Origin of the sequence: Pandoraea anapnoica (assembly GCF_902459765.1) — a bacterium.
GTDB classification, from domain to species: domain Bacteria; phylum Pseudomonadota; class Gammaproteobacteria; order Burkholderiales; family Burkholderiaceae; genus Pandoraea; species Pandoraea anapnoica.
In genome coordinates this window covers 278254-303659 of the sequence record NZ_CABPSP010000001.1, presented here as the reverse complement: position 1 = coordinate 303659, position 25406 = coordinate 278254, and the positions used below count along the sequence as shown (strand labels likewise).

Genomic DNA, 25406 nt, shown 5'->3' with positions numbered 1-25406 from the left:
TTCGAACTGGTCGAACGACTTAACTGTTCTTCGCTGCGTCGGCGGCGGCACCGGCGGCATTCGCCGACTTGTTACCGCGTGCTTCGCGCACCTGTGCCGGCTGAATCACGTCGCCGGTCTTGTTGCTCCACGAGTTGCGCTCGAACGTGATGACGGCCGCAAGCTCCACATCGTTCAGATGCGACCAGTTCGGCATCGCATTCTTGCCATGCAGCACGATGCTGATGTGATCGGCCACCGGGCCCGTCACGATCTTGCCGCCATCAAGCGCCGGGAATGCACCGCCGCCCTTGCCGTTCGGCTGGTGGCACACCGCGCAATTCGAGGCGTAGACCTTCTGGCCGCGCTCCATCAGTTCCTGCACGGTGTAGGTCTTGTTCGGATCGTCCGCCGAGGCCGCCATCTGCTTCTTCTGCGTGTCGACCCACTTGTTGTAATCGTCTTCCGAGACCACCTTCACCACGACCGGCATGAACGCGTGCTCCTTACCGCACAGCTCGGTACAGAAGCCACGGTACTCGCCAACCTTCTCCGCCTTGAACCACGTGTCGCGCACGAAGCCCGGAATGGCGTCCTGCTTGATACCGAACGCAGGCACGTAGAACGAGTGGATGACATCGTTGGCCGTGGTGATCAGACGCACCTTCTTATTGACCGGCACGACCATCGGGTTGTCGACTTCCTGCAAGTACGTGTTGCTCTTCGGCGCCGTGCCGTCGATCTGGCTGCGCGGCGTGGTGAGCGTCGAGAGGAACTTGATGCCCTCGCCTTCGCCTTTCAGGTAGTCGTAGCCCCACTTCCACTGATAGCCGGTCACCTTGATGGTGATATCGGCGTTGGTGGTGTCCTTCATGGCCACGACGGTCTTTGTCGCGGGCAACGCCATCAGAATCACAATGATGAACGGCACGACCGTCCAGATCACCTCGACCGTGGTGCTTTCATGGAAATTCGCAGGCTGATGGCCCTTGGATTTGCGGTGCTTGATGATCGAGTAGAACATCACGCCGAACACAGCGATGAAGATCACCAGACAGATGATCAGCATCATGGTGTGCAGGCTGTGAAGCTCTTGCGCGAGTTTCGTGACCGGCGGCTGGAAGTTGAGCTCGTTGACGGCCGGCCCCCCCGGCATGTCTGTGACGCCCGCCGCGATAGCCGGAGCACCGGCGAGCAGTGAGGCGCCCGCAAGGAAAGCCGCCAAGGCGTGTTTCGTTTTTTTCATAGCTTCCTTACCCAAAATTACCATCCAAATCCTCCCTGGCGGTCGCCCGAGATCGTCTCCATCTCTCTCAGGCCTGTTGGGCAAGACAACGGCGCAGCTCGCGCGCAAACGTTTCGCGGCGATGCGGCGCAAGATAGGCACCGACAGTGACCGAGCGACTACCCGAGCGCAAGACGATGCGCATTCGCGGCGGCTTCTCGATGTCGATGCGTACCCAGCGGGGATTGAACTCGAACTGCGTCAACCTCTGTGCTGAACGTTGCTCGACCACAAGGCTCACGGGCGACAACCGAATGACCTCGTAATCTGTGGCATGCCGGGCATGAATGACGAACGCAACGCCCACCACGAGCAAGTCCAGGCCTGTGAACGGCAAGACCAACCACCCACCGCGCCACGCCGCAATCAAGGCAACACCCAGTGAGACGGCGGCCAACGACAGGTAGAACAGGACAAACTGGCGCGGCGATATCGCGCAGTTGCGCTTATGCGTCCATTCCTTCATCGCCGAACCGTTTCCGGTCTCGGAAGAAGAGGCTGCGAGCATCGCCGTCACCCGTGGGGCATTTTGGGTCTTTCATGTCCGACGGCCGGGAACTAGTTGCGTCCGGGCCGCGACAAACTGCCGCATTATAGAACGCGCATTCTCGAAGCGACAACATTGATACCGAGTATTTGGCGCGCCATAGCATCCTCCTGAACTCATTGATGCAAAAGGGAAATCCGGTTATTCCCCTAGCCGAAAATCCCAACGGCCGAGCGACTACGGGATACTCCCTATGCGTCGCACGTTTGACACATTGCAACACACGGCGACTCGTTGCGGTGTCCTGAATACCCTGCCAACCGACACATTCGAACGACACGTCAGCGACTCGTCACCACCTCGTCTTCGCATCGAGGGCTTCGTTGCGATGCGGGATTCGTCCGATATCCATCAACAGTAGGCGCTGTGCCGGATTTCGCGTGCGACGTTATGTCGCGCCCTCGTCCGAGGCCTCGATACTGTGGCGACACCGCGTCATCAAGGGACTTTGCCCCGAGCTTTCACCCGGTGTCGCTTTGGCATCGCGACTCACGGACCACGCACGTTGCAGCGAAGCGCGATGCGCACTGCCATCAGACGCATGCTACAAGCGAAACATGTTCCCTACATCGCTTTGCCATGCGAGCCACGCGCCTTCTCTCTCCTCGCTCGTTTGCCGACGGTCTGAGCGCCCTGCAGGACGCCACCGGCTTCGACGCCCTCCACACGCTGCTCCCCTCGCTTTGCAGCGCGCTCGGCCAGCGCTACTTCAGCTATCGCGGCCACTTCGCATTGCCCGATGGCCGTTTCGCAACACCGCGCCTCGGCAATCTGCCCCGTGTGTGGCAGCAACGTTATGACGCGCAACGCTACGACGCCGTCGACCCTGTCCTCTCGCTCGCTGCCCGGCAGCTCACACCGGTGGAATGGACGGCCGGGTTGTACGCGTCCGCCGAGGCCCGACAATTGCTCGACGAACAGCGCGCCGCCGGGTTGCGCTTCGGCATCACGTATCCGGTCTTCACGCCATCGGGGGCATCTGGCACATTGAGTCTGTCGTCACCGAGACGCCCCGCGCATTGCGCTCGCCCGTCGGCACAGCATCACGCACAGCCTCAGGGTCGCCACGATGCACGCTACTACGCGCGGCCAACGCATGACGTCGGCGATTCGAGCGCACATGTGTGGGCGTCGCATGCCGGCGTCGTGCTCGCGGCCCATGTGCACGAAGCCGTGTGGCGTATCGTGCAGTGCGATGCGGCCCGTCTCTATGCGCCAGCACTGACGCCGCGCGAGCGCGAGTGCTTGAGATGGGTGGCGTGCGGCAAGACGTCGTGGGAAATTGGTCGCATCCTCACGCTCTCCGAACATGGCGTCGTCTTCCATCTGCGTAGCGCCATGCGCAAGTTCGACGTATCGAGCCGCCATCGCGCCGCGAAGATGGCAAGCGACTACGGACTACTCGACGATGTCGCGTTGCCGCAGCACGCGAAGGTCAGGGAGATCACTTTCGCGACGCAAGATCGGCAAGCGTCTTGTAGCGTGTCAACGTGAACGTATCGGTAGCGGCATTCACGAACGAGCCACCGCCAAGACGCCCCACCGGGCTGAGGGCATGCAGGTCGACATGACAGGTGACGGGATCGAGCAGCGCGTCGTCTACGTGCGCGGCGAGTACCGTGCCGAGCACAACCCATCCGCCGCCGGGGGCAGCGCTGATCTCGATGATGTCGCGCACCTCGCACTCGAAGGCGACGGACGCCTCCCGAACGCGCGGGGGCCGCACACGCGCAGACGGCACCGGCGTCATGCCCGTGAGGTCGAATTCCGACTCCCCGGGTGGCAAAGGCGCGGCCGAGAGATTCACGGCATCGATGCAAGAGGTGCTCGCCACATTCACGACGAACTCCGGCACCGCCTCGACGTTGTGCAGCGTATCTTTCTTTCGTCTCGGCTGCGGCGGCACCACAGGACAGAACAGCACCGTCATCGGCACACAGCACACGCCCATGAAGTACGCGTACGGCGCGAGGTTCGATCGCCCCAGCGCATCGACCGTACTCACCCACGCAATCGGACGCGGGAGAATCGTGCTCATCATGAAGTTGTAGATGCGCGCCTCGTCCAGCGTCGCCGGATCCAGTTCCATCGGGTCTCCTTACACGGTTGCATTGAATCGTGCGTGACAAGCACGGTGCGAGAGTGCTCACGCTTCGCTCGGCACCTCGCCCGCGAGTCGAACGATGTCGTTCGCGCATCCCCATGACAAGGTGAAGCCTCCACCTCCGTGTCCATAGTTGTGCAGTAAGCGCGCGTTACGCTCGTCCCTGACAACTCGTGGAGAATGACGCATCGGTCGAAACCCGACGCGCGCATCGATGACACGCAGGGCCGCAACGCCCTCGCAAAGTCGTGTGCAGCGATGAACGACGTCATCGATCTGGTGTTGCCCGATGACCGTGGATGTCAGGTCGGGTTCTGCCGTACCGCCGAGTACGATGTCGTCGTCGCGCTCGACGATGTACGTCGGCGCGAAAGGATCCGAGTCATCGATGAAACATCCTTGCACAGCGTCGTCACGCGCGGCACGCAACACAACGGCCCGCGACAGCGACAGGGCGTTGTCGCCGAATTGGCGGCTGCCGAAGCCGCAGCAATTCACTACGATCTCTACCTCGTCGAGCAACGCAGCAGGATCCTCGATGCGGCGCAGCACGAACCGGCCACCAAGTTCAAGGAACATGTTCATCAGATAACGCAGGTAAGTCGTGGCGACGGCGACCGGCACGTCCATGCGGTACGCGCAGGCGAAGCGCGATGGCACACGCGCCTGGGGTACCCGACACAGACCGCTGGCGCATTCTGCCCACCAGGGCACGCCAGCGTCGCGTCGAAAATATTCGGTCAATGGCCTCATGCTCACCCCGGACGATGCATCCGACGACAATCGATGCATCGCTGCATACGTGTGCCGCGCGCGAGAGAGATAGACGAGATCCGGGGCCTGATAGAACGGATGCCAGATCGCCGCCGCCAACGCCGACGTCGTTTGCGATGGCCCCTCAGCCGCGAAAATGGCGACGCGACGACCTGCGAGTGACATCGCCACTGCCGTCGTCAGGCCGCTCACACCCGCGCCTACGACGATGACGTCCATGCCCGGCATCGCGCTCATGGGCATGCCCCACGATGCAACGGACCGTGGTCGCCCGGCGCATGTCCCTCCGGCAGCACCGCCAACGTGCAAGCCGGTGGCCGGGTCACGTCATCGAAGCATTGCGGTGATTTCAGTCCGCTGCCGGTGCCAAGCAACACCACTTCCGCCCCCTTATGGATACGCCCACTGGTGAGACTCGCTTGCAACGCGGCGTAGCCTGCCGCCGTCGACGGTTCATACCAAAGACCGAAACGCTGTGCGAGCGTACGCGACGCGGCAGCGATGCACTCATCGTTCACCACCACACAGGTGCCGCGCGTGGCTCTGAGGGCGTGCAGCGCAGCAAAGTGGTCCCGCGGTCGGCTGACCGAAAGACTGTCGGCCACCGTGTTCGGCGTAACGGCAGTGGGCGACACCGGCAACGCCGCGGTCTCGTCGTGCGTCGTCCAGTCGCGCGAGATGCTGTCGGCGCTGTTGGCCTGTGCGGCCATCAGGCGCGGAATTGCCGAGGTGATACCCAGCGCAAACAAGTCGAGAAATCCCGCCGCGATGCCCGACAGAATATTGCCGTCGCCCGTCGGTACGATGACCCAGTCGGGGACACGCCAGGCCATCGCTTCGGCGATCTCGTAGGCACATGTCTTCTTGCCCTCACGCGTGAACGGATTCACGCCAGTGTTCCGACAACACACGAGTGCGTCGTCGGCCATGCGTTCGGCAATCTCAAAGGCGTCGTCATAAGTGCCCCCGATCTCGCAGACGTTCGCGCCGTACGCTCGAATCTGCGCAAGCTTCGCGAAGGGCGTACTGGCGGGCACCACGACCGTTGCCGCCATTGCCTGCGCGGCGGCGATGCACGCAAGCGACGCCCCGGCGTTGCCGGTCGAGGCCGTCACCGCCCCCTCGCACCCGGCGCGTTTTGCGACAGCCAGCACCAGCTCGGTGGCCCGGTCCTTGAGCGAGCCGCTGGGATTGCGCGCTTCGTCCTTGATCCGAAGCAGGACGCCGCCGTCGTCCCCGCAATCGATCAAGGGGGTTCCGCCGACACGTAGGCGGCTGCCCCAATGCGCTTCGACGGGTAACAAGGCGACGTACCGCCACATGCCTTCCGTTTCACTTTCCCGGAACATCGTCACGATATCCATCGCCGACGGCGAGTCTGCATCCGCCTTGCGCTGGATTCGCAAGTTCTGACCACACACGTGGCATCGATAGCGAATCGCCCCCCATGCCTGCGGGGTCGCGCAGCGCACGCAGGTATAGCGATAAGAGAACGACGGCGTCAAGTTAGACTCCCCGGATTCAACAGATGCGCCATTACGGCGTTTTGCGCATGCAGCCGGTTGGCTGCTTGTTGGAACACCCACGACGCCGGGCTTTCCACGACGTCATCCGACACCTCCTGTCCCCGGTCCACCGGCAAGCAGTGGAGATAGCCAGCATTCGGCTCGGCCAGCCGCATGATGTCTGTGTCCACGCACCAATCTCGATGCCGTTCGAAGGCCGCCCGCATGCCCGTTTCGTCGACGCCCTCTCCCGAGTGTTTCGGCAAGTGATTGAGGCTGCACCACGACTTGGCGTAGACGGCGTGCGCGTCGGTCACGCCATCGCGCAAATCATGCGTCACGCGAACTCGCGCCCCCGTCTGCCCGGCAAACTGCGCGGCGGCCGCCATGACCTGAGAGTCGAGTGCGAACGGCGGTGGATAGGCGAGCGTCACGTCCATCCCTGTCTTGACGGCGGCGAGCAACAGACTTTGCGGCACCGCCACAGGTTTATGCCAACTTCCCGAATAAGCCCAGCTGATACACAGCTTGCGCCCGGTGAGTCCGTCCAGTTGTTCACGTAGCGTCATGACATCCGCGAGCGCCTGACACGGATGAAACCGGTCGCACTCCATGTTGATGACCGGCACCTTGCTCCACTCGGCGAACGCTTCGAGATGCCGGTGCGCCGCGCCGTACACCCAGCCAGCGGGGGCGCCGTACATGCGAATCGCTATCGCGTCGCCGTAAGACGACAGCACCCGCGCGACGTCGGCCACACGCTCCGTCGTGTAGGGGATCTCCGCGTCAGGAAGCGCCGGCGTATAAATCCCCGTGTGTGGATCCAGGACGATGGCGTTCCCCCCCAATCTCGCCAGTCCCGTCTGGAAGCTGCTACGCGTGCGCAGCGACGCGTTGTAGAAGAGAAAGTAGATCGTCCTGTCACGAAGCGCCCCCTCGGTGTGCAGGGGATATCGACGCTTGAACGACAGCGCCGCACTCAGCAACGCCCGGTAGTCCGGGGCACTCATCGTCAAATCGGGCGCAAGCCAATGACACGTCACATGTCCCTCCTGATCGCCGTCCTTCAATCGAGATTTAGCCGTGATTCAACCCTGCTTCCACCTTCGCATTCGCACTGCGCAGACTTCGCGCTTACGACCCCTGGTTCCACACCGTCAAGGTGGCCGCCACCGGCTCGCCTGTTGTGCAAACCGTTCTGCGCATGACAGTCCCAGGCGCTCGAAAAGACGACGTGGTACCCGCGCGGCCTCCATCATCTGCACGCCAACCGCCAACGGATCGACGCTATCGAGCAGCACCTGATCGGCCTCAATTTCGCCGAGCCCAATGACACAGAGGTGTTCGCGCCACGTCTCGATCTCGGGCGCGAGAAATGCCATCATCAGCTCCGGCAACAGTTGATCGAGGCATTCGCGCTCGTCGATCGAAAGCCCAGGCACCCACTCGCTCGCAAAACGAACGAACGCTGCCTGATGCCGCATCTCATCCGCACCATGCTCCGACAGCAACGTGCGCACCGGCGGGTAGATCTCGTCGCCCGCGCCCGCCTGACGCAACGTTCCGGTGATCAGCGTCTCCGTCACGGTCGCAGCGGCAATGCTTGCGATGCCCGCATACGCGGGCGAAACCGATTCGCATAAAGCCAGTACTCGCCCGACGCCCCGAGAGCTCCCCTTCTCCATGACATGCCCCGCCACGCGTAGCATCTGCAAACGGAAGCGCTCCATCATCCAGGTGTGAAAGCCTTCGTCCGTGTAGATCGCCAGCAAATCGTCGCGACTCACCGCCGTGATGTCATCCCTATCGAGCATCTGCTCAATGGCCCGGTTGACGATGAACAACTCGACACGCTCCGTTTTGTTCAGATAGTCTTCGAGACGCAGTGCACTCAACCGCTGCCGCGCCGCCTGACCTTGCGCGCAGACCAACGGATGCGTCGCATATGGCATGAGCGACACATTGAAAAACAGATGTCCGGGGAGCAACGGCGGAAACGGCAACTCCGTAGCACAGCGAGTGACTGCCGCAACGTCTCGCCAGGGTTTGCGCTCGAATGCGACTGCACCGTGTCCGCCCGAGACACCATATGCGCCGATGCCGGCCTGCTTAGGCGTCATGTGGCATCGATGACGCGACGGGTGCTATTGGATGCGGCGCCAGCGGCACGAGACTGGCGCGCTCAGGCCCGAGCCCGAGCCCGGCCAAAGGTGCCCCGATGTGACGCTCGACGAAGTCGACAAAGCCGTGCATCGTGGCATCCAGCGTCCCTTTCCGTGCCTGATCGAGCGATTGCTCCGTCAGCCCGGGATAGATCAGTACATCCGGCATGGCATCCACTGTCAGGACATCGCGATGCACCCGCATCGGCACGCCTTGATACGTCGACTTTGCGAAGTGCGCGAGACAGTCCACCTTATTGAGATACACGCAGTCCACGGCGTGTGTTCGGATGACGTCTCTCAACTGAGCGAGATCGAGCATGCCGATACGCCGCGGCCGCCCCGTGCCTGTTCCGTACTCTGCTGTGAGCATGCGAAGCGCCGTGCCCACGTCGAATGGATCGCTGGAGCGAAGCAACGTGTCGGCGGAGAAACATGACTGCTCCTCTGCTTTTCCGATGCGGGACTGCGACGCATCGTGACAGTACTTTGCGGAGCGCTCTCCGCCAAGCTCCGAAGGAAATGGCCCACGCCCTACGCGCGACATGATGGCTTTGGCCACGCCGATTGTCTGCCGGTGGTACTTCGGCGAAAGATCGCCCCCCACATACGCGTAGGCTGGCACCGTGTGGCTCGATGTGACATAGGGCTGACTTCCCTCGACCACGTCGAGCAGCACCGACTGCGCGCCTTCAAACAACACGCTCGCGCCCGCCCTGACACGATTCGTAAGCCATCCACGATCCACCTGGATGTAAGGCCGCAAAGACGCTGCCACCCGAGGCAGGTCCCTTAACAGATCGGACATTTCGGCCATCCACGGCGAGGTGCCGCCCTCCGCGTTGACCATGTGCGTGAAAATGTTTCGCATCGAACCCACAGCCTCGGACTCGTTCGCGATCAGGTCGCCGAGCATCAGATTGACGCGCATATCGTTACGAACCCGCAAGGCGCGGTCTGCGTAGCACGGGCCAATACCGTTGCCGGTCGTGCCAATCGTGTCGCCATTGCGGCGATCCATCGCAATGTGATGCGGCTGCACCAATGCCGCGCGTGCGCTGATATGAAGCCGCCCTTCGAGGGCGATACCCATCTCGCGCAGTAGCCCAATCTCATCCGCCAACTTCCACGGATTGATGGCACAACCCGACCCGATATACAGCGTGGTATGAGGATGAAATACACCGGACGGCAACTGCTTCAGCGCGATGCGTCCTTGCGGTGTGTCGATGGTGTGGCCCGCGTTGGCTCCACCGTTGAAGCGGGCAACGACGTCGTACCCCGGTGCGAGGGCGTCGATGATTTTCGCCTTACCCTCGTCGCCATATTGCAGTCCGACGAGGACGTCCGCGAACCCTTCGGCAGCGAGCGAAGCGTGTTGATCCGGTGATGACGAGGAACTAAAGGAGGCGGTGGAAGCTATGGTCATGCGCGGTGCAAGTCAAAGAAGAAACGGGGGACGGGGGCCTGCTCGGCAGCCAGGCACTCGTAGACCCAGCGACCGACGGCGATGTCGAGAATGCCAAGTCCGAAAGGAGAAAACACGATGGGCCGATTACGCATCGGCGGCTCACCGCCGCACAGCAGGTGCGGCAGTGATGTCGTGACGAAGCGCCGATGGCCGGTCGCGATTTCGGTGAGATGAAGCGACGTCGAGGCGCGCAAGCAATGGTCGATGTCGTCGACCACGTTGTGCGACGCCATGACAATCGATGGCGCGAGATCCCGCAACGACAGATGCAACACGATCGGACAGTGTGCAAACCATCCGGGGTCTTCAATATGCGGAGACGCCGCCGTGGTCGTTAAAACGATCACGTCCGAATCGCGTATCGCAATTTCCAGCGACACTTCGGCGCGAGCGTTCAACCCGATTTGCTTTTCGATTCGGCGGGAAAGCGCCTCGGCATATCCGATGTTCAGGTCATGGACCGTGACGTCTCCGATGCTCAGTTCCGCCAATGGCAAACACTCGGCGACATGACGCGCAATCACCCCTGCCCCGATGAGCGCCACTCGCCGCGGACGAGAGAAGTCATCGCGCGCGAGACATCGAAGCGCGCTGATGGCGCTCGCCGCCGTGCGTGCCGCGCTGATGATGCTCGCCTCCATGCAGGCCATCGGGTATCCCGTCGCTGCATCGTTGAGGATCAGCACCGCAGACGCCCTCGGCATGCCGCGCTCGATGTTTTCCGGGAAACTCGAAATCCATTTGATACCGGTCACGCTCTCGCGGTCTTCGCCACGCCCGCGAATGTGCGCCGGCAGCGCGATGATGCGATTGCGCTGCGCGTCGGGAAACCGGAGAAACTGGCTTTCCGGGTTCACGGTATGGCCCTCGTGATGCGCGCGATACGCAGCTTCGACGGTGTCGAGAATGGCGCGCCTTCCGTGGCGAACGGCCGTGTCGATCTGCTCGCCCGTGAACACGCGGAATTGCGGAATGGGGCGTGCGTTCATGACAGCGACGGTGCAACGGTTTCGATGGAAGCGGCGGTAGTGCCGGATACGCCGGATACGCCCGGCATGTCGCCGAAACACGCCGCAGCCCAGTCACCGTCGTAAAGCGTGTCGAGATACTTCTCCCCCATGTCGGGCGCGATGGCGACGACGGTATCGCTCGCAGCGATGTCTGCGATCGAAGCCTGAACGGCATGGAGCACGCTCCCCGTCGACCCGCCAGCCAGCAGCCCTCGTCGCGCCAGCGTGTGGCACATGCGCAAGGCGTCGGATTCGCGAACATGGACGATGGCGTCCGGCGGTCCCGAGTCCGAAAGCTCGCTGAGCGGTGGCCTGCAACTGGTGCCAAGCCCCGGAATAAAGCGCGGCCCAGGGGGGCCACCAAACGTGACGGACCCCACTGCATCGACGGCGACCACGCGCGTTCGTAACCGACGTGCGCGGACATAGTGAAGACAGCCCATCAACGTGCCGGTCGTCCCGGCGCCGATGAACAGGTGATCGACGTCCGGGTAGGCCGAGAAAATTTCCGGCGCTGTCCACCGGAAGTGCGCGCGCCAGTTGGCTGGATTCGCATACTGATTGACCCAGATGCACTGCGGATCGCGCGCGACTTGCTCCCGAATCCACGCGATGCGCGTTGCGAGATAGCCACCCTGTGCGTCGCGGAGGTCGACGCGCACGACTCGCGCACCGACCGCCTGCATCGCCCGGATGGCCTGCCGCGACGTGTTGGGGTCTGTCACGCACGTGAATCGGTAGCCGCGATTGGCACAGACCATCGCCAGCGCCACGCCGAGATTGCCCGATGAAGACTCCACGATCTGAGTGCCGGGCCGAATCCGATGGGTAGTTTCAAGGTCGTCGATAAGTTGCAGCGCCGTCTTGAGCTTGACGGAACCTGCGGCGTTCAACCCCTCCAGCTTCAGGTGAACAGTGGCCGCGCACAAGCCATCGATGGCCGTGAAGACGGGGACGGTCGGGCGAAGGAACTCGCCATCGATACGAAGCGCCTTGGACGCGGCTGCATGACGCGACCCGTCGCATTGCGTACGTTCGACGTCTTGCCGTACCGATAACGTTTCGTGTTGAAAGCCCACCGCCCACCTCCCGAGTATTCGCCCGCAAGCAACGCTTGTGCGTGAAGAGGCGCAGGGAGGGATGCCTTCTATGCCCTGCGCTCAATCACGCCGTGAAGCGTCATTTAAGCGAACCGGACGAGCGCAGAACACCTGCAAAGTCGTGTAGGACGCAAGCTGCGGCGGTGCATCACGCGACATATCACGTGGCGTGATGCAAGGGCGTGGGAGAGACTTCGGCATCGGCGGAACGCCGCCGATGCGGTGCTGACGAGAGGAACGAAAAGGCGCTTAGCGAGGACGGCCGCCGCGACCGATATCCTGAAGACGCACGACAGCATTGCCTGCGGCGTCGGTCTTCTCGGGGATCTTCCAGGCGTGACCGTAAACGAGTTCGAACGTCAGTGCGATCGTGCCGTCGGGGCCACGCTGGCGCTCCAGCGCCGCTCGCAATGCCGCAAGTCGCGCCCGCCCCGTCAATCCCTGACGACGCTCGGGCTGCGGATTCACCCCAAGCAGGCGAACGTCGCGCAGCAACGTCTCCGGCGATTCGAACGTCAGCGTCAGACGCTCCATGTCGGTCACGGGCGTATCGAATCCGCTCGCCACCATCATGTCGCCCAGATCGTGCATATCCGTCGGTTCCAGCGCGTGCGGAAGGCCATCGACTTCCGCCCATGCGGCACGCAACTCGCGCAGCGTGTCGGGACCGTAAGCCGAGAACATCAGCAATCCGTCCGTCGTCAGCACGCGGTGCCACTCGGGGATCACGCGATGCGGTTCACGGTACCAATGGAGCGCAAGGTTCGACCACACGAGATCGAAGGTACGCGACGCAAACGGCAGCGCAGCAAAATCGGCCTGAACGACCCCGTAGGGGGGAGCGCTACGCAGCAGACGTCGCCAGCCGGTTGTCGCGCCAGCCGCCGAAGCAGCCTTCGCCATGCCGAACGAGGCGTCTAGGCCCACACGGTATGCATCGGGATATCGTTCGCCGAAGCTTTGCAGATCACCGCCGGTGCCACACCCCACGTCCAGGACACGCTTGGGTTTGAGCTTGATGTAATCGAGCCGGCTCGCGAGTCGCGACGCCACCTCCCGCATCAGGAAATCGGCGTCCTGCCAGTTCGGCGCGCGACGGTCGAACGCAGTGCGCAAAAAGCGTGCGGAGAACGCAGAGGACGGGTTTTGGGGGGCGTCGGAAGGCTTCATGGAACAGGCGAAAAGGCGAGTCGGCAGTATACTCGCTGCTGTCGGAACGCATCGGACACGGTCGTTTGGCCACGGTGGGTGCCAGGTGGATGCTGCGGAACGTTGTTCTCATCCACGCTGTGCCGCGAGCGTCGTCGACGCCATCGCCCGCACCACATCCACTCCACGCGCCTGTTAAATCAGCTATATCGGTCCATCGCCCTCTGCTTTTCATCTCGGATATTCGCCGTGCCCATCCTCTCTTCGCTCCTCCTGACGCCGGCTCGGCTAGCGAGCGGGTTGCTGCGCATTGCGTTGCCCGATCATTGCGCGATTTGTCGGCGACGAGCGCCGAGGCAGATCTGCGACGCTTGCGCGACGGCATTCGACGCGAGCCAACCCGACGCCAGACCACGCTGCGCACGATGTGCTGTCGCTTTGTTGCCCCCAGTGCTGGCATTGGACGGAACGGTTGCACCAACGGCGGATGATGCGACAATTTGTCGCACCCCAACATCCGCCCTCTGCGGACAATGCGTGCACGACCGGCCCGCGTTCGACGCCACGCTGACGCTCGCAGACTACGTTCCGCCGCTCGATATGCTGATGATTCGTCTGAAATACCGCGGAGCCCTGCCGCTTGCACGGGAATTCGGCGAACGCCTCGGCGATGCTTTGAAAGACGTCGTCCCGGCAAACCGTCATCGGGACGCCAAGCCACTTGTTGTGCCCGTACCCCTGGCACCCTCGCGGCTGGCCTCGCGCGGCTTCAATCAGGCATGGGAGTTGGCGCGCGTTGCGGCGCGGCGGGCACGTCTGCCAGCCTGCGTCGGGATGCTTCACCGGGAGCGAACAACACTGGCGCAGCGTCGGTTGTCGCGTGACGCACGCCAGCGCAATCTGCGTGACGTCTTTGTCGCCAGCGAGCGCATTGAGGGCCGCCACGTCGTGCTGATCGACGACGTGATGACCACCGGTGCCACCTGCCACGCCGCGGCCGCAGCGCTCAAGCGTGCGGGTGCCGCACACGTCCTCGCAGCGGTTGTGTTGCGCACGCCGCCTTCAGCTCACTCAATAAATTAGTCCCCAAGCTCATGTTCAACGTCGTTCTCGTCTCGCCTGAAATCCCGCCGAACACCGGCAACGTCATCCGTCTGTGCGCCAATACGGGTGCCCGGCTGCATCTGATCGAGCCGCTCGGATTTCCGCTCGACGACGCACGCATGCGACGCGCCGGGCTCGACTATCACGAGTACGCAGAGATGAAAGTGCATCGGGATTGGGCCGCTTTTCTCGCCGCCGAAGCGCCCGACCCGGCGCGCATGTTCGCACTGACCACACGCGGATCGCGTCCCTTCGGCGAGTTGTCGTTTGCGCCGGGCGACTGGTTCGTCTTCGGTTCCGAAACACGGGGACTGGACCCGGCCCTGCTCGACACGTTTGCCATGACGCAACGTGTGCGTCTGCCGATGCGTCCCGGCAACCGGAGTCTCAATCTCTCGAATACCGTCGCTGTCGTCGTTTTCGAAGCGTGGCGTCAGCAGGATTACGCTGGCGGGTCCTGATTCTCGAGTTCGCGCCGATACAGCGCGAACATCGCCGCGTCGAAGCACACGAATTCAACGTGTTCGATGCCGGGGAAATGGGGCAACGCGTCGCTCACAGTGAAGACCGCGAGCGGCACCGCAAGCTCCGGCGGGTAGCCGTAGACGCCACAACTGATCGCGGGGAACGCCACGCTTCGGCACCCTTGCTCGGCCGCCAGACGCAAGCTTTCACGGTAGCAACTCGCGAGTTGTGCGGGTTCGTCGTCCGCGCCGCCATGCCACACCGGGCCCACGGTGTGAATCACGAACTTTGCCTTGAGACGAAAACCCGGCGTGAGCTTCGCTTGACCGGTCAGGCAACCGTGAAGCATGCGGCAAGCGTCCAGAAGTTCCGGACCTGCGGCGCGGTGAATTGCACCGTCGACGCCACCGCCGCCCAGCAGCGATTCGTTCGCGGCATTGACGATGGCATCGAGCGTGGATTGCGTGATGTCGCCCTGCGAAGCGTGCAGGTGACGATGAGGGCGGGCAACTTGCGACATGGGTATCTCTCCCTTGTAGCGAGGGCCGACGGCCAAAGGCCGTGGCAGGGGAACGACCTTCCGGCGGTTCGCGCTCAGACGAACGACCGGAAAGTCCGGCAAAACTTCGATGTGCTGCGAATGCTGCGCTCAGTCCTGCGAGGCGTCGTCTTCGCGCTCTGCGCGGGCGTCGCGACGTAGCAACGCTTCCACCGCAGCACGCGCGGGAAGCCCATCGAACAGCGTCGCACAAACGGCGTCCGTAATCGGCATTTCGACGCCATGCGCACGGGCAAGATCGCGCACCGCACGCGCACATCGTACGCCTTCGGCAACATGGCCCAACGCGGCCAACACCTCATCCAGCGACTTGCCCGACGCGAGCTGCAAACCCACAGTGCGGTTACGTGACAGATCGCCGGTAGCGGTCAGAATCAGGTCGCCCATGCCGGTCAGCCCCATGAACGTCTCGGGCTTGCCACCCAGCGCAACGCCCAGCCGGGTCATTTCAGCCAGACCGCGTGTAATCAGCGCCGCGCGGGCGTTAAGACCCAGACCGAGCCCATCGCTCACGCCCGTCGCAATCGCGAGTACGTTTTTTACGGCTCCACCGACTTCGACGCCGACAAGATCGTCACTCGAATAAATACGCAACGCACCGAAGTGGCACGCCGCGATCGTCAATTCGCAAAGGGACGGGACGGTGCTCGCAATCGTCAGCGCGGCGGGCAAGCCCTTGGCGACTTCACGCGCGAAACTCGGCCCGGAGAGCGAACCGCCAGCAACGGCAGGAAAAACGTCTGACACAATCTGGTGCGGCAGCAGGCCGGTGTCCGCTTCAAAACCCTTGCACAGCCAGATGAGGTTTTTCGGCGCATCGATGGCCTTGGCCATATGGCCGGCCAGTGCGCGCAACCCGGCGACCGGGACGGCGGCCACGCACAACGCATGCTCGCCGCAGCCATGCGCCATCGCCGTCTCGAAATCGCTTTCGAAACGCAGACGGGGAGTCAACGGGGAACCGGGAAGGTAAGCGGAATTCTCGTGCGTGGCGGCCAGTTGCGTCACGAGCGCGGCGTCGCGCGCCCACAGGACGACGTCATGGCGTGTTGCCATATGACTCGCCATCGCGGTGCCCCAGGCACCTGCACCGAATACTGCAATTTTCATGTGGAAATCTCGACGCAGCGGCCGGTCAGCGTGTACCGGCCACGGCGTCGAAGCAGCGCAAACGCTTAGTGGGTCTGGGCGGACGAGCCGTCAGGCATCACAATGCCCGGGGCCGGCGTCTCGCCGTTGGCCGCTTGCTGCTCGGCCAGTTGTGCCAGACGTTGCTCGTACAGCGCCTGGAAGTTCACTTCGGCCAGATGGATCGGCTGGAAGCCAGCGCGGCTGATGGTGTCGGCCACATTGGCGCGCAGGTACGGGTAGACGATCGTCGGGCAGGCGATGCCGATGAGCGGATCGAGCTGCTCGACCGGCACGTTGCGGATTTCGAAAATCCCGGCTTGCTTACCTTCGACCAGGAAGGCCACCTTGTCCTTGATCTTGGCCGTCACCGTGGCGATCACGGCGACTTCGAAGATTTCCTCGGCCAGGCGCTCGGCGGCGACGTCCAACTGCACTTCAACGGTCGGCATCTCCTGCTCGAGGAAGATCGCGGGCGAATTCGGCTGCTCGAGCGACAGATCTTTCAGGTAGGCGCGCTGGATGCTGAAAAACGGCTGATTCTGGTCGGACATTTCATTTCCTTGGAATTGAGACAGCCGCGCAATCACGCGGCTGGGCGACTATTTTGCAGGCGGTATCAGGCAGCTTGCAAGAGCGGAGCGAGACCACCGGCACGATCGAGTGCCGACAGATCGTCGTAACCGCCAATATGACGCTCGTCGATGTAAATTTGCGGCACGGTGCGACGCCCCGTACGCGACATCATTTCTTCGCGGCGAGCCGGCTCTTTGTCGATCAGGATCTTCTCGATCTCCTGAACACCGCGCTGACGCAGCAGGCGCTCGGCCATCTGGCAATACGGGCACACTTGCGTGCTGTACATCACGATCTTCGGCATGACTGCAACTCCTTGATTACTTGATCACCGGCAAACCGGCTTCCTGCCAGGCGGCGACACCGCCCTGAAGGCTGAACGCCTCAGCATAACCAAGATTGCGAAGGAGCGTCTGAGCGCGCGCCGAGCGTTGGCCGCTCTTGCATACGATCAGAACCGGAGCCGCCTTGTTCTTGATGACGCCCGCGACCTTTTGCTCCACGTCGTCGAGCGGCACGTTACGTGCAGACGGCAGGTGGCCAGCGGCAAATTCCTCAGCCGTGCGCACGTCGAGCACCACTGCGCCCTTACGGTTAATGAGCTGGGTTGCTTCCACGGTCGACAGACCGCGACCGCCGCGCTTGAATACCGGCCAGGCCAGCATGCCGCCCGAAACGAGGGCGATGGCGATCAGCGCGAGGTTGGTGTAATCGGCAAAGAACTTCACAAACCACCTGAAAAATATCAAAAGAATCCGATCATTATAAAATATTCCGTGATTGCGCCGACGGGTCTCGTTGCCAATCGTTGCGCCGGGCGTCGTCAGCTCCCTTTGCGGAGCCCCGAATGTCACCGCGAAGTGACGCCAAACCCTTACTGGGCCTGGCTCCACCCGATGCGACGAACTGCCCCGCCCCCTTCGGCTGCCCCCGCTTTCCTACTCTGACTGAAGTTTGCTCATGTACAAGCTCGTTCTCATCCGCCACGGCGAATCGACGTGGAACAAAGAAAACCGCTTCACGGGATGGGTCGACGTCGACCTGACCGAAAAGGGCGTCGCCGAAGCCAGCCAGGCCGGCAATCTGCTCGCCGAAGCCGGTTTCAAATTCGATCTCGCCTACACGTCTGTGCTCAAGCGCGCGATCCGCACGCTCTGGCACGTGCAGGACGCAATGGACCAGATGTGGATTCCAGTGGTGCACAGCTGGCGTCTGAATGAACGTCACTACGGTGCGCTCGCTGGCCTGAACAAAGCTGAGACGGCCGCGAAGTACGGCGACGATCAGGTACACGTGTGGCGTCGCAGCTACGACACGCCGCCGCCGCCGCTGGCAGCAGATGACGAACGCAGCTCGTACAACGATCCGCGTTACGCCAAGCTCAAGCGTGAAGAGATTCCGCTCACCGAGTGCCTGAAGGACACCGTGGCGCGCGTGCTGCCGCTGTGGAACGAGTCGATCGCTCCGGCCGTGCGCGCAGGCAAGCAAGTGCTGGTTGCCGCGCATGGCAACTCGCTGCGTGCCCTCATCAAGCACCTCGACAATATTTCGGACGACGACATCGCGGGCCTGAACATCCCGAACGGCACGCCGCTCGTGTATGAACTGGACGCCGATCTCAAGCCGATCCGTCATTACTATCTGGGCGATCAGGACAAGATCGCCGGCGCACTGGCTGCCGTCGCGGCGCAGGGCAAGTCGAAGTAAGTCCCGGCTAACGTGCTGACGGCTGCGACGCACGCTTTCGGGCGGGCGTCGCAGCCCACTCCCTGGCATTCTCGCCATCTTCCTGCCATCTCGCCGCACGCCCGCTCGCTTCACACGCATCACTCCGCACGCGCCACGCAGACGGTCTCCGCGCTCACTGCAATCTCCGCTTTCTGCGGGCACACGTTCCGACATCGCCAATCGCTTGGGAGAATCCCCGCGCGTTGCCGCCGGTTTTCCCCCGCGTTCGTCGGCTTCCGTAATACGCGGTAACACGATTTCCGCACGCTTCCTGCGTCTGCACGCGGTCAGGCGATCCTTGGCTCGGGCACGTCCCACCGGCGAAAGCGACACACTATCGGGCGACGTTCGACGAAATTCGCCGTACAACATCGCCCGGAACGGAACTTTTCGTAGAACCACTCCGGAAAAGTCCCTGTCGAATGGGCAATGTCCCGCCCGCGGGCAAACGGTTATACTTCGCCAAAGTGCGCGCGCCCATTGGCGTGCGCCCCAAAATTCCGGGAATTCCACGCCTATATGCGCCAAACCCTCAAACACATCGGCCTGATCGTGCTGGGCCTCGCGACCGGTGCGGCTGCCACCCTCGCGTTCTCGCAGGCATCCGCCCAAAGCGCTACCACGCCGTTGCCGCTCGAACAGCTTCGTCTGCTGGCTGAAGTGTTCGGCCAGATCAAGCGCGAATATGTGCAGCCGGTCGACGACAAGAAGTTGCTGACCGCTGCCATCAAGGGGATGGTGTCGAGCCTCGATCCGCATTCGTCGTATCTCGACAAGGAAGAGTACAAAGAACTCCAGGAACAGACGCGTGGCCGTTTCGCGGGTCTCGGTATCGAGATCTCGCAGGAAGACGGCCTCGTGAAGGTGATTTCCCCGATCGAAGACAGCCCCGCGTTCAAGGCTGGCCTTAAGCCGGGCGACCTGATCACCCGTATCGACGACAAGCCCGTGCGCGGCATGACGCTCGATCAGGCGGTCAAACGCATGCGCGGCGCCCCGGGCAGCAAGGTCACGCTGACGATCTTCCGCAAGTCGGAAGAGCGCACGTTCCCGGTCTCGATCGTGCGCGCCGAGATTCGTGTCCAGAGCATCAAGGGCAAGCTGCTCGAACCGGGTATCGGTTACGTGCGCATCACCAGCTTCCAGGAACGCACCGTGCCGGATCTGGCCAAGAAGCTCCAGGAACTGGCCAAGGACCAGCCGCTCAAGGGCCTGATCCTCGACCTGCGTAACAACGGCGGCGGCATTCTCCAGTCGGCTGTCGGCGTGTCCGCTGCGTTCCTGAAGGAAGGCGCGGTGGTCGTGTCCACCAACGGTCAGATCGAAGACGCCAAGCAGACGTACAAGGCGACCTTCGACAACTACCGTCTGTCGGCCAGCCCGGAAGATCCGCTCAAGGGCGAAGCTCCGATCTGGAAGACGGTGCCGATGGTCGTGCTGGTGAACGCTTACTCGGCATCCGCGTCGGAAATCGTGGCCGGCGCACTGCAAGATTCGAAGCGCGCCATCATCATGGGCAAGACGACGTTCGGCAAGGGCTCAGTCCAGACCGTGCGCCAGATGGGCCCGGACACGGCTCTGCGTCTGACCACGGCGTACTACTACACGCCGAGCGGCCGCTCGATCCAGTCCATCGGCATCAAGCCGGACGTGCCGGTCGACCAGAATCCGAAGGGCGATCCGGACGACGTGCTGGTCACGCGCGAAATCGATTACCAGAACCACCTGCACAATACGCAAACGCCTGACGAGCAGAAGGAAATCGACGCACGCGAAGCTCGCCGTCTGGAAGAACTGCGCCGCCTCGAAGAAGAGAACGCGAAGAAGACGCCGGACGAGCGCAAGAAGGAGCGCGAAGAACGTCTGCCGGATCTGGGTAGCGCCGACGACTTCATGCTCCAGCAGGCCGTTCACCAGATCAAGGGCGAGCCGGTCCAGCGCACGAAGTCACGTCTCGAAGCCAACGCCGGCCCGCTGCCGAAGGACGCCTCGAAGGCCGCAGCACCGGCTGCCGGTGCCAAGACGGATGCGAAGACGGACACCGTCGTGCCGGCCAAGCCTGCGGACAAGAAATAAGCAACGGCTTTACACTACAAACCGTGCCCGCGAAAGCCGGCACGGTTTTTTTATCCCTTTCCGTTTTGCGATGAACGACGATCAGCTGCTGCGTTACTCCCGCCATATCCTGCTCGACGAACTCGGTATCGAGGGTCAGGAGCGTCTGCTTGCCGCGCACGCGGTCATCGTCGGCGCGGGCGGTCTCGGCTCGCCTGCGGCGCTCTATCTCGCAGCGTCAGGCGTCGGACACATCACGCTGATCGACGACGACACCGTCGATCTCACCAACCTGCAACGCCAGATTCTTCACGATACGCAGAGCGTCGGACAGCCGAAGGTTGAATCCGGTCGCGAGCGCATCGCGCGCATCAACCCGGGCGTGGTCGTCGACGTCGTCAACGAACGCGTGGACGAAGCCCGCCTGACGACACTCGCGCGCGGTGCCACCGTCGTGCTCGACGGCTCGGACAACTTCGCTACGCGTCACGCCGTCAACCGCGCCTGCGTCGCTGCCGGTGTGCCGTTGGTCTCGGGAGCCGCGCTGCGCTTCGATGGGCAGATCAGCGTATTCGACGTGCGCAACGACGCGTCGCCCTGCTATGAGTGCATCTTCCCTGCGGACGAACCGTTCCCCGAGCAAGCCTGCGCCACGATGGGCGTGCTCGCACCGCTCGTCGGCATCATCGGCAGCATGCAGGCCGCCGAGGCTATCAAGCTGATCACCGGCATCGGCACGCCGCTGGTGGGCCGTCTTCAGATGCTCGACGGCCGCAAGATGAGTTGGCACACCATGCATTGCGCCCGCAATCCGGAATGTAAAGTCTGCGGACAGCGGCACTAATTGCTTGGGGAATGGCTGAGGACGCGTCCGGCGTCGTCCTAAATTTCGGCCTCGCGCCTCACCATCGATCAGCGAAAAAGCAAAAGCGGACGCTTCCTCACGGGAGCGTCCGCTTTTGCGTTGTGCGACGCACGTCGGCCGATCAGGCCACCGCAAGTCTCGCCAGCGCGGCCTGCATTTCCTCAGGCTCGGTCGCCGCGAGCAGTTCCTGCACCGGCCGCTCCAGATCCGGCAGATGCGCGCGCAGAATCTCCTGCTTGACCTGAAGCAACTGACTCGGGTGCATCGAAAACTCGCGCAACCCCATGCCGAGCAGCAGACGCGTCGCCGTCGGATCTCCCGCCATTTCACCGCAGACGGCGACCGGCACACCGAACGCGTGCGCCTCGCGAATCGTCATGGCGATGAGGCGCAAGACCGCCGGGTGCAACGGGTCGTACAAATGCGCGACGGCATTGTCGGCGCGGTCGATCGCCAGCGTGTACTGAATCAGGTCGTTCGTGCCGATGGACAGGAAGTCGAGCCGCTTCAGGAACATGGGCACGGTGAGGGCGGCGGCCGGCACCTCGATCATCGCGCCGAGCTTCACGTTCGGGTCGTAGAGCAGACCGGCGGCGTCGAGCTGCGCTTTCGCTTCGCGCACGAGTTCGAGCGTCTGATCGATTTCCTGCGCGTGGGCCAGCATCGGGAACAGAATCTGCACCTTGCCGAACGCCGATGCTCGCAGAATCGCGCGCAATTGCGTGAGGAACATGCGCGGCTCCGACAGACTCCAGCGAATCGCGCGCAGTCCCAACGCTGGGTTCGGCGCGGTTTCGTACGTCTCGTGGCTGTCGAGCGGCTTGTCGGCCCCCACGTCGATGGTCCGGATCGTGAGCGGCAGACCGTGCATCGCCTCCACCGCGCGCTTGTACGCCTCGAACTGAGCCTCTTCCTCCGGCGCTTCCTCCTCATTCATGAAGAGGAACTCGGTGCGAAACAGGCCCACGCCGACCGCGCCCGCGTCGACGGCCGTCTTGGCGTCTTCCGGCAATTCGATGTTGGCGAACAGCTCGATGGGCGTGCCGTCAATGGTTTGCGCCGGGGAGTGCTTCAGGCGCTGCAAGCGACGCTCTTCCAGCGCGCGCTCGCTTTGTCGGTAGCTGTACTCTTCGAGCACGATCGGCGCCGGGTCGACGATGACGATGCCGTGATCGCCGTCGATGATGATGACGTCGTCTTGCTTGACGAGCAGACTCGCCTGCGCCACGCCGACCGCAGCCGGAATGCCGAGACTTCGGGCAACGATGGCGGTATGCGACGTCTTGCCGCCGAGGTCCGTGACGAACCCCTTGAACGTCTGCGATTTGAATTGCAGCATGTCCGCCGGGGCGATGTCGCGGGCCACGACGATCATGTCGTCGCGCGGCGTCTCGGCCACGACGTGGCGAATGCCGGGCGCGCCGGCCAGTGCCTTGAGCACACGCTCCGTGACTTGTTCGATGTCGGCGCGACGCTCGCGCAGATACTCGTCTTCGATGTCCTCAAAGCGCGCGACGAGCACTTCGAGTTGCGTCGTCAGCGCCCACTCCGCGTTGTAGCGACGCTCGCGAATGAGTTTGACGACGGCGTCGACCAGCAGCGTGTCGTTCAGAATCAGGGAGTGAACATCGAGAAACGCGCCCATCTCGCCGGGCGCGTCATCGGGCAGTTCTTCCTTGAGTGTGTCGAGTTCCTGCTGGACAGTCGCCTGAGCGCTTTGGAAGCGCGCGACTTCGTCATCGATCTGGCTGGGATCGAGCAGGTAGTGCGGGACATCGAGCGTAGCGGGCGCGAGCAAATAAGCGCGTCCGATCGCGATGCCGCGGGAAACGGGAATGCCGTGTAGGGTGAAAGACAAGGAAGTCTCCCCAGTTCAGAGGCGGTGATTCGACCGAATTCTGTGTGTGTTGCTGTCGTTCGAGACGCCTTATTCCCCTTCGCCGAACTTGTTCGCGATGAGGTCGAGGATTTCCTTCATGGCCTGAGCCTCATCCGAGCCTTCGGTCTCGACTTCCACCGTCGAGCCGATGCCGGCCGCCAGCATCATGACGCCCATGATGCTCTTCGCGTTGATACGCCGACCGTTCCGGGTCAGCCAGACCTCACTCTGAAATTTCGCCGCCAGTTGCGTCAGCTTTGCGGATGCCCGGGCATGTAAGCCCAATTTATTTACGATCGTCGTTTCTTGTCGAAGCATGTTTCAGTGTGACGTAGTGTGTGTGGCCGGCGCACCCGCGCCGACTTCCAGAATACCTTTAGATCCGCCCGAAAGCACCTTCTCCGCCAGCGTATCGAGCGGCACCGAGCGGTAGCACACCGCTTTGATGAGCATCGACAGGTTGACCCCCGCGAGCACGCGCACTTTCGGCCCCACCAGTTGTGCCGCCACATTCGACGGCGTTGCGCCAAACAAGTCGGTGAGGACCAGCACGCCGTTCTCTTCGCGCAATTGCGCGAGGCGTTCCTTTGCGACGTCTACGAGCGCCGCCGTGTCCTGGTCGGGGACTACGTCGATCGCGCCGATGCGCGACGGACAACCGCCGTAGATGTGCGAAACGCACTCGCGAAGCGCCGAAGCGAGCGGTGCGTGGGCAATGATCAGAATTCCAGCCATGATGCTAGGCACGCCGGGCGCCGTGGATGTTCGGGATACAAACACAACGACGAACGCGAACCTGTCGATTTTGGGATTCTTATTTTAGCAGGCGCGCCAAAATCCCGAATTAACCCTGAAATTTCATCGGGTTAGGGACCGTCCCAAGCGGGTTCTCCGCAGGGCCGGTCCAAATAACGCAAGTTCTGTGCGGCAATTCCGCGCGTCGCCGCGCGTTGCCACGATCCAGACGTCTCAGACCGCCAGTTCCAGCGCGTCGATGAACATCTTCGGCACGTCGAAGCCGGTCTGATCGGTGATTTCCTGGAAGCACGTCGGACTCGTGACGTTCACTTCCGTCAGGTAGTCGCCAATGACGTCGAGCCCCACGAGCAGCAGACCGCGTTGCCACAGGATCGGCGCCAGCGTCTCGGCGATCTCGCGATCGCGTGGCGTCAGTTCCCGCGCCTCACCCACGCCACCGGCTGCGAGGTTGCCTCGCACTTCGGTGCCTTGCGGAATACGGGCGAGCGAATACGGCACCACCTTTCCACCGATCACCAGCACGCGCTTGTCACCCAGCTTGATGTCGGGAATGAAACGCTGCGCCATCACCGAACGTGCACCGTTCTCGCCAAGCATTTCGATAACGGAGCCGAGGTTGCGCTCGTCCGAACCGATACGGAATACGCCCGTGCCACCCATACCGTCGAGCGGCTTATAGATGACGTCGCCATGTTCGGCGTGAAACGCGCGCAGACGTGCGGCGTCGCGTGTGACCAGCGTGGGCGCTACGAACTGCCCGAATTCGGCGATCGCCAGCTTTTCGGAATGATCGCGAATCGCGCTCGGCTTGTTGAACACGCGAGCGCCAGCGCGCTCGGCAATCTCAAGCAGCCACGTGGAGTTGATGTACTCCATGTCGAACGGCGGATCCTTGCGCATGATCACCGCGTCGAACTCGGTGAGCGCCGCCACGCGCTTATCGACGACTTCGTACCAGGCGTCGGCGTCGCCCGTCAGACGAATCTCTTTCACGCGCGCATCGACCGTAGCGCCTTGCCATGCCAACTCGTGCGGCTCGCACGCAAAAATGCGGTGCCCGCGACGTGCGCCCTCGCGCATCATCGAGAACGTGGTGTCTTTGTAAATCTTGAACTGGTCGAGCGGGTCGGCGATAAAGAGAATCTGCATCGATCGGCGGGAGTCTTGGGGGTTCGGATGCACACACCGCAAGCTGCGGCGAC

General features: G+C 62.7%; 25 protein-coding genes and 1 pseudogene. 6 read left to right on the top strand and 20 right to left on the bottom strand.

The window, feature by feature from the left end:
- Positions 1-31: 31 nt before the first annotated feature.
- Together coxB and PAN31117_RS01460 are read right to left on the bottom strand one after the other, a co-directional pair.
- Positions 32-1249: pseudogene (gene coxB, locus PAN31117_RS01465) on the bottom strand (cytochrome c oxidase subunit II); the annotation flags it as partial.
- Positions 1250-1292: 43 nt separating this feature from the next.
- Positions 1293-1772 carry a DUF2244 domain-containing protein gene (locus PAN31117_RS01460; RefSeq protein ID WP_150664138.1) on the bottom strand — a complete coding sequence of 160 codons (480 nt, stop codon included), beginning with the start codon at positions 1770-1772 and terminating at the stop codon, positions 1293-1295.
- A 618-nt stretch (positions 1773-2390) separates the two neighbouring features.
- Here PAN31117_RS01460 and PAN31117_RS01455 point away from each other — a divergent pair.
- Positions 2391-3305, top strand: coding sequence for an autoinducer binding domain-containing protein (locus PAN31117_RS01455; RefSeq protein ID WP_174990756.1), 915 nt, complete (start codon positions 2391-2393; stop codon positions 3303-3305).
- Here PAN31117_RS01455 and PAN31117_RS01450 read toward each other — a convergent pair.
- From PAN31117_RS01450 to PAN31117_RS01410, 9 genes are all read right to left on the bottom strand, one after another.
- Positions 3256-3900, bottom strand: coding sequence for a flavin reductase family protein (locus PAN31117_RS01450; RefSeq protein ID WP_150736622.1), 645 nt, complete (start codon positions 3898-3900; stop codon positions 3256-3258). The genes PAN31117_RS01455 and PAN31117_RS01450 overlap by 50 nt on opposite strands.
- Positions 3901-3957: 57 nt before the next feature.
- Entirely contained in the window at positions 3958-4926 is a 969-nt protein-coding gene (locus PAN31117_RS01445) for an FAD-dependent oxidoreductase (RefSeq protein ID WP_174990754.1), read from the bottom strand.
- Positions 4923-6194, bottom strand: a complete 1272-nt coding sequence (locus PAN31117_RS01440; RefSeq protein ID WP_150736620.1) for a threonine synthase — start codon at positions 6192-6194, stop codon at positions 4923-4925. The genes PAN31117_RS01445 and PAN31117_RS01440 overlap by 4 nt, the downstream gene beginning before the upstream one ends.
- Positions 6191-7204, bottom strand: coding sequence for an ornithine carbamoyltransferase (locus tag PAN31117_RS01435; RefSeq protein ID WP_150736619.1), 1014 nt, complete (start codon positions 7202-7204; stop codon positions 6191-6193). The genes PAN31117_RS01440 and PAN31117_RS01435 overlap by 4 nt, the downstream gene beginning before the upstream one ends.
- Before the next feature lie 147 nt (positions 7205-7351).
- Complete coding sequence (locus PAN31117_RS01430) at positions 7352-8314, bottom strand: diiron oxygenase (protein ID WP_150736618.1); 963 nt, start codon at positions 8312-8314, stop codon at positions 7352-7354.
- Entirely contained in the window at positions 8304-9785 is a 1482-nt protein-coding gene (locus PAN31117_RS01425) for an adenylosuccinate synthetase (RefSeq protein ID WP_150736617.1), read from the bottom strand. Before PAN31117_RS01425 ends, PAN31117_RS01430 begins: the two co-directional genes overlap by 11 nt.
- The gene (sbnB, locus tag PAN31117_RS01420) at positions 9782-10816 is read right to left on the bottom strand and encodes a 2,3-diaminopropionate biosynthesis protein SbnB (RefSeq protein WP_150736616.1); all 1035 of its coding nucleotides are present in this window, start codon (positions 10814-10816) and stop codon (positions 9782-9784) included. The genes PAN31117_RS01425 and sbnB overlap by 4 nt, the downstream gene beginning before the upstream one ends.
- Complete coding sequence (gene sbnA, locus PAN31117_RS01415; protein WP_150736615.1) at positions 10813-11916, bottom strand: 2,3-diaminopropionate biosynthesis protein SbnA; 1104 nt, start codon at positions 11914-11916, stop codon at positions 10813-10815. The genes sbnB and sbnA overlap by 4 nt, the downstream gene beginning before the upstream one ends.
- 270 nt (positions 11917-12186) lie before the next feature.
- On the bottom strand, positions 12187-13107 hold the full coding sequence (locus PAN31117_RS01410) for a methyltransferase domain-containing protein (protein WP_150736614.1): 921 nt from the start codon (positions 13105-13107) through the stop codon (positions 12187-12189).
- Positions 13108-13623: 516 nt separating this feature from the next.
- Between PAN31117_RS01410 and PAN31117_RS01405 the strand changes: the two genes are divergently transcribed.
- The gene (locus tag PAN31117_RS01405) at positions 13624-14169 is read left to right on the top strand and encodes a ComF family protein (protein WP_150736613.1); all 546 of its coding nucleotides are present in this window, start codon (positions 13624-13626) and stop codon (positions 14167-14169) included.
- An 11-nt stretch (positions 14170-14180) separates the two neighbouring features.
- Complete coding sequence (gene trmL, locus PAN31117_RS01400) at positions 14181-14651, top strand: tRNA (uridine(34)/cytosine(34)/5-carboxymethylaminomethyluridine(34)-2'-O)-methyltransferase TrmL (RefSeq protein ID WP_150736612.1); 471 nt, start codon at positions 14181-14183, stop codon at positions 14649-14651.
- On the opposite strand, the gene PAN31117_RS01395 is transcribed toward trmL, so the two are convergent.
- From PAN31117_RS01395 to PAN31117_RS01375, 5 genes are all read right to left on the bottom strand, one after another.
- Positions 14633-15175, bottom strand: coding sequence for an O-acetyl-ADP-ribose deacetylase (locus tag PAN31117_RS01395; RefSeq protein ID WP_150736611.1), 543 nt, complete (start codon positions 15173-15175; stop codon positions 14633-14635). The genes trmL and PAN31117_RS01395 overlap by 19 nt on opposite strands.
- Positions 15176-15304: 129 nt before the next feature.
- Positions 15305-16324, bottom strand: coding sequence for an NAD(P)H-dependent glycerol-3-phosphate dehydrogenase (locus PAN31117_RS01390; protein ID WP_150736610.1), 1020 nt, complete (start codon positions 16322-16324; stop codon positions 15305-15307).
- Positions 16325-16389: 65 nt separating this feature from the next.
- Positions 16390-16896 (bottom strand): protein-export chaperone SecB, encoded by a 507-nt coding sequence (gene secB, locus PAN31117_RS01385; RefSeq protein WP_039395381.1) that lies wholly within the window; start codon positions 16894-16896, stop codon positions 16390-16392.
- Positions 16897-16961: 65 nt separating this feature from the next.
- Positions 16962-17222, bottom strand: coding sequence for a glutaredoxin 3 (gene grxC, locus PAN31117_RS01380; protein ID WP_150736609.1), 261 nt, complete (start codon positions 17220-17222; stop codon positions 16962-16964).
- 16 nt (positions 17223-17238) lie between these two features.
- Complete coding sequence (locus tag PAN31117_RS01375) at positions 17239-17646, bottom strand: rhodanese-like domain-containing protein (RefSeq protein ID WP_039395376.1); 408 nt, start codon at positions 17644-17646, stop codon at positions 17239-17241.
- 232 nt (positions 17647-17878) lie between these two features.
- Here PAN31117_RS01375 and gpmA point away from each other — a divergent pair, with 232 nt between their 5' ends.
- The 3 genes from gpmA to PAN31117_RS01360 all read left to right on the top strand — a co-directional run bounded on the left by gpmA (position 17879) and on the right by PAN31117_RS01360 (position 21545).
- A complete protein-coding gene (gene gpmA / locus PAN31117_RS01370; RefSeq protein WP_039395373.1) occupies positions 17879-18625 on the top strand; it encodes a 2,3-diphosphoglycerate-dependent phosphoglycerate mutase in 747 nt (248 codons plus the stop codon).
- Positions 18626-19165: 540 nt separating this feature from the next.
- Positions 19166-20722 (top strand): S41 family peptidase, encoded by a 1557-nt coding sequence (locus tag PAN31117_RS01365; protein ID WP_150736608.1) that lies wholly within the window; start codon positions 19166-19168, stop codon positions 20720-20722.
- A 70-nt stretch (positions 20723-20792) separates the two neighbouring features.
- On the top strand, positions 20793-21545 hold the full coding sequence (locus PAN31117_RS01360) for a HesA/MoeB/ThiF family protein (RefSeq protein WP_150736607.1): 753 nt from the start codon (positions 20793-20795) through the stop codon (positions 21543-21545).
- Between the two features lie 142 nt (positions 21546-21687).
- Here the strand turns inward: PAN31117_RS01360 and ptsP are convergent, their stop codons facing one another.
- The 4 genes from ptsP to gshB all read right to left on the bottom strand — a co-directional run bounded on the left by ptsP (position 21688) and on the right by gshB (position 25353).
- The gene (ptsP, locus tag PAN31117_RS01355) at positions 21688-23424 is read right to left on the bottom strand and encodes a phosphoenolpyruvate--protein phosphotransferase (protein WP_150736606.1); all 1737 of its coding nucleotides are present in this window, start codon (positions 23422-23424) and stop codon (positions 21688-21690) included.
- Positions 23425-23493: 69 nt separating this feature from the next.
- On the bottom strand, positions 23494-23763 hold the full coding sequence (locus tag PAN31117_RS01350; RefSeq protein WP_046290625.1) for an HPr family phosphocarrier protein: 270 nt from the start codon (positions 23761-23763) through the stop codon (positions 23494-23496).
- Positions 23764-23766: 3 nt separating this feature from the next.
- Entirely contained in the window at positions 23767-24180 is a 414-nt protein-coding gene (locus tag PAN31117_RS01345) for a PTS sugar transporter subunit IIA (RefSeq protein ID WP_046290624.1), read from the bottom strand.
- Between the two features lie 234 nt (positions 24181-24414).
- Positions 24415-25353: a glutathione synthase gene (gene gshB / locus PAN31117_RS01340; RefSeq protein WP_150736605.1), complete on the bottom strand. Its 939-nt coding sequence runs from the start codon at positions 25351-25353 to the stop codon at positions 24415-24417.
- Between the last annotated feature and the right edge of the window lie 53 nt (positions 25354-25406).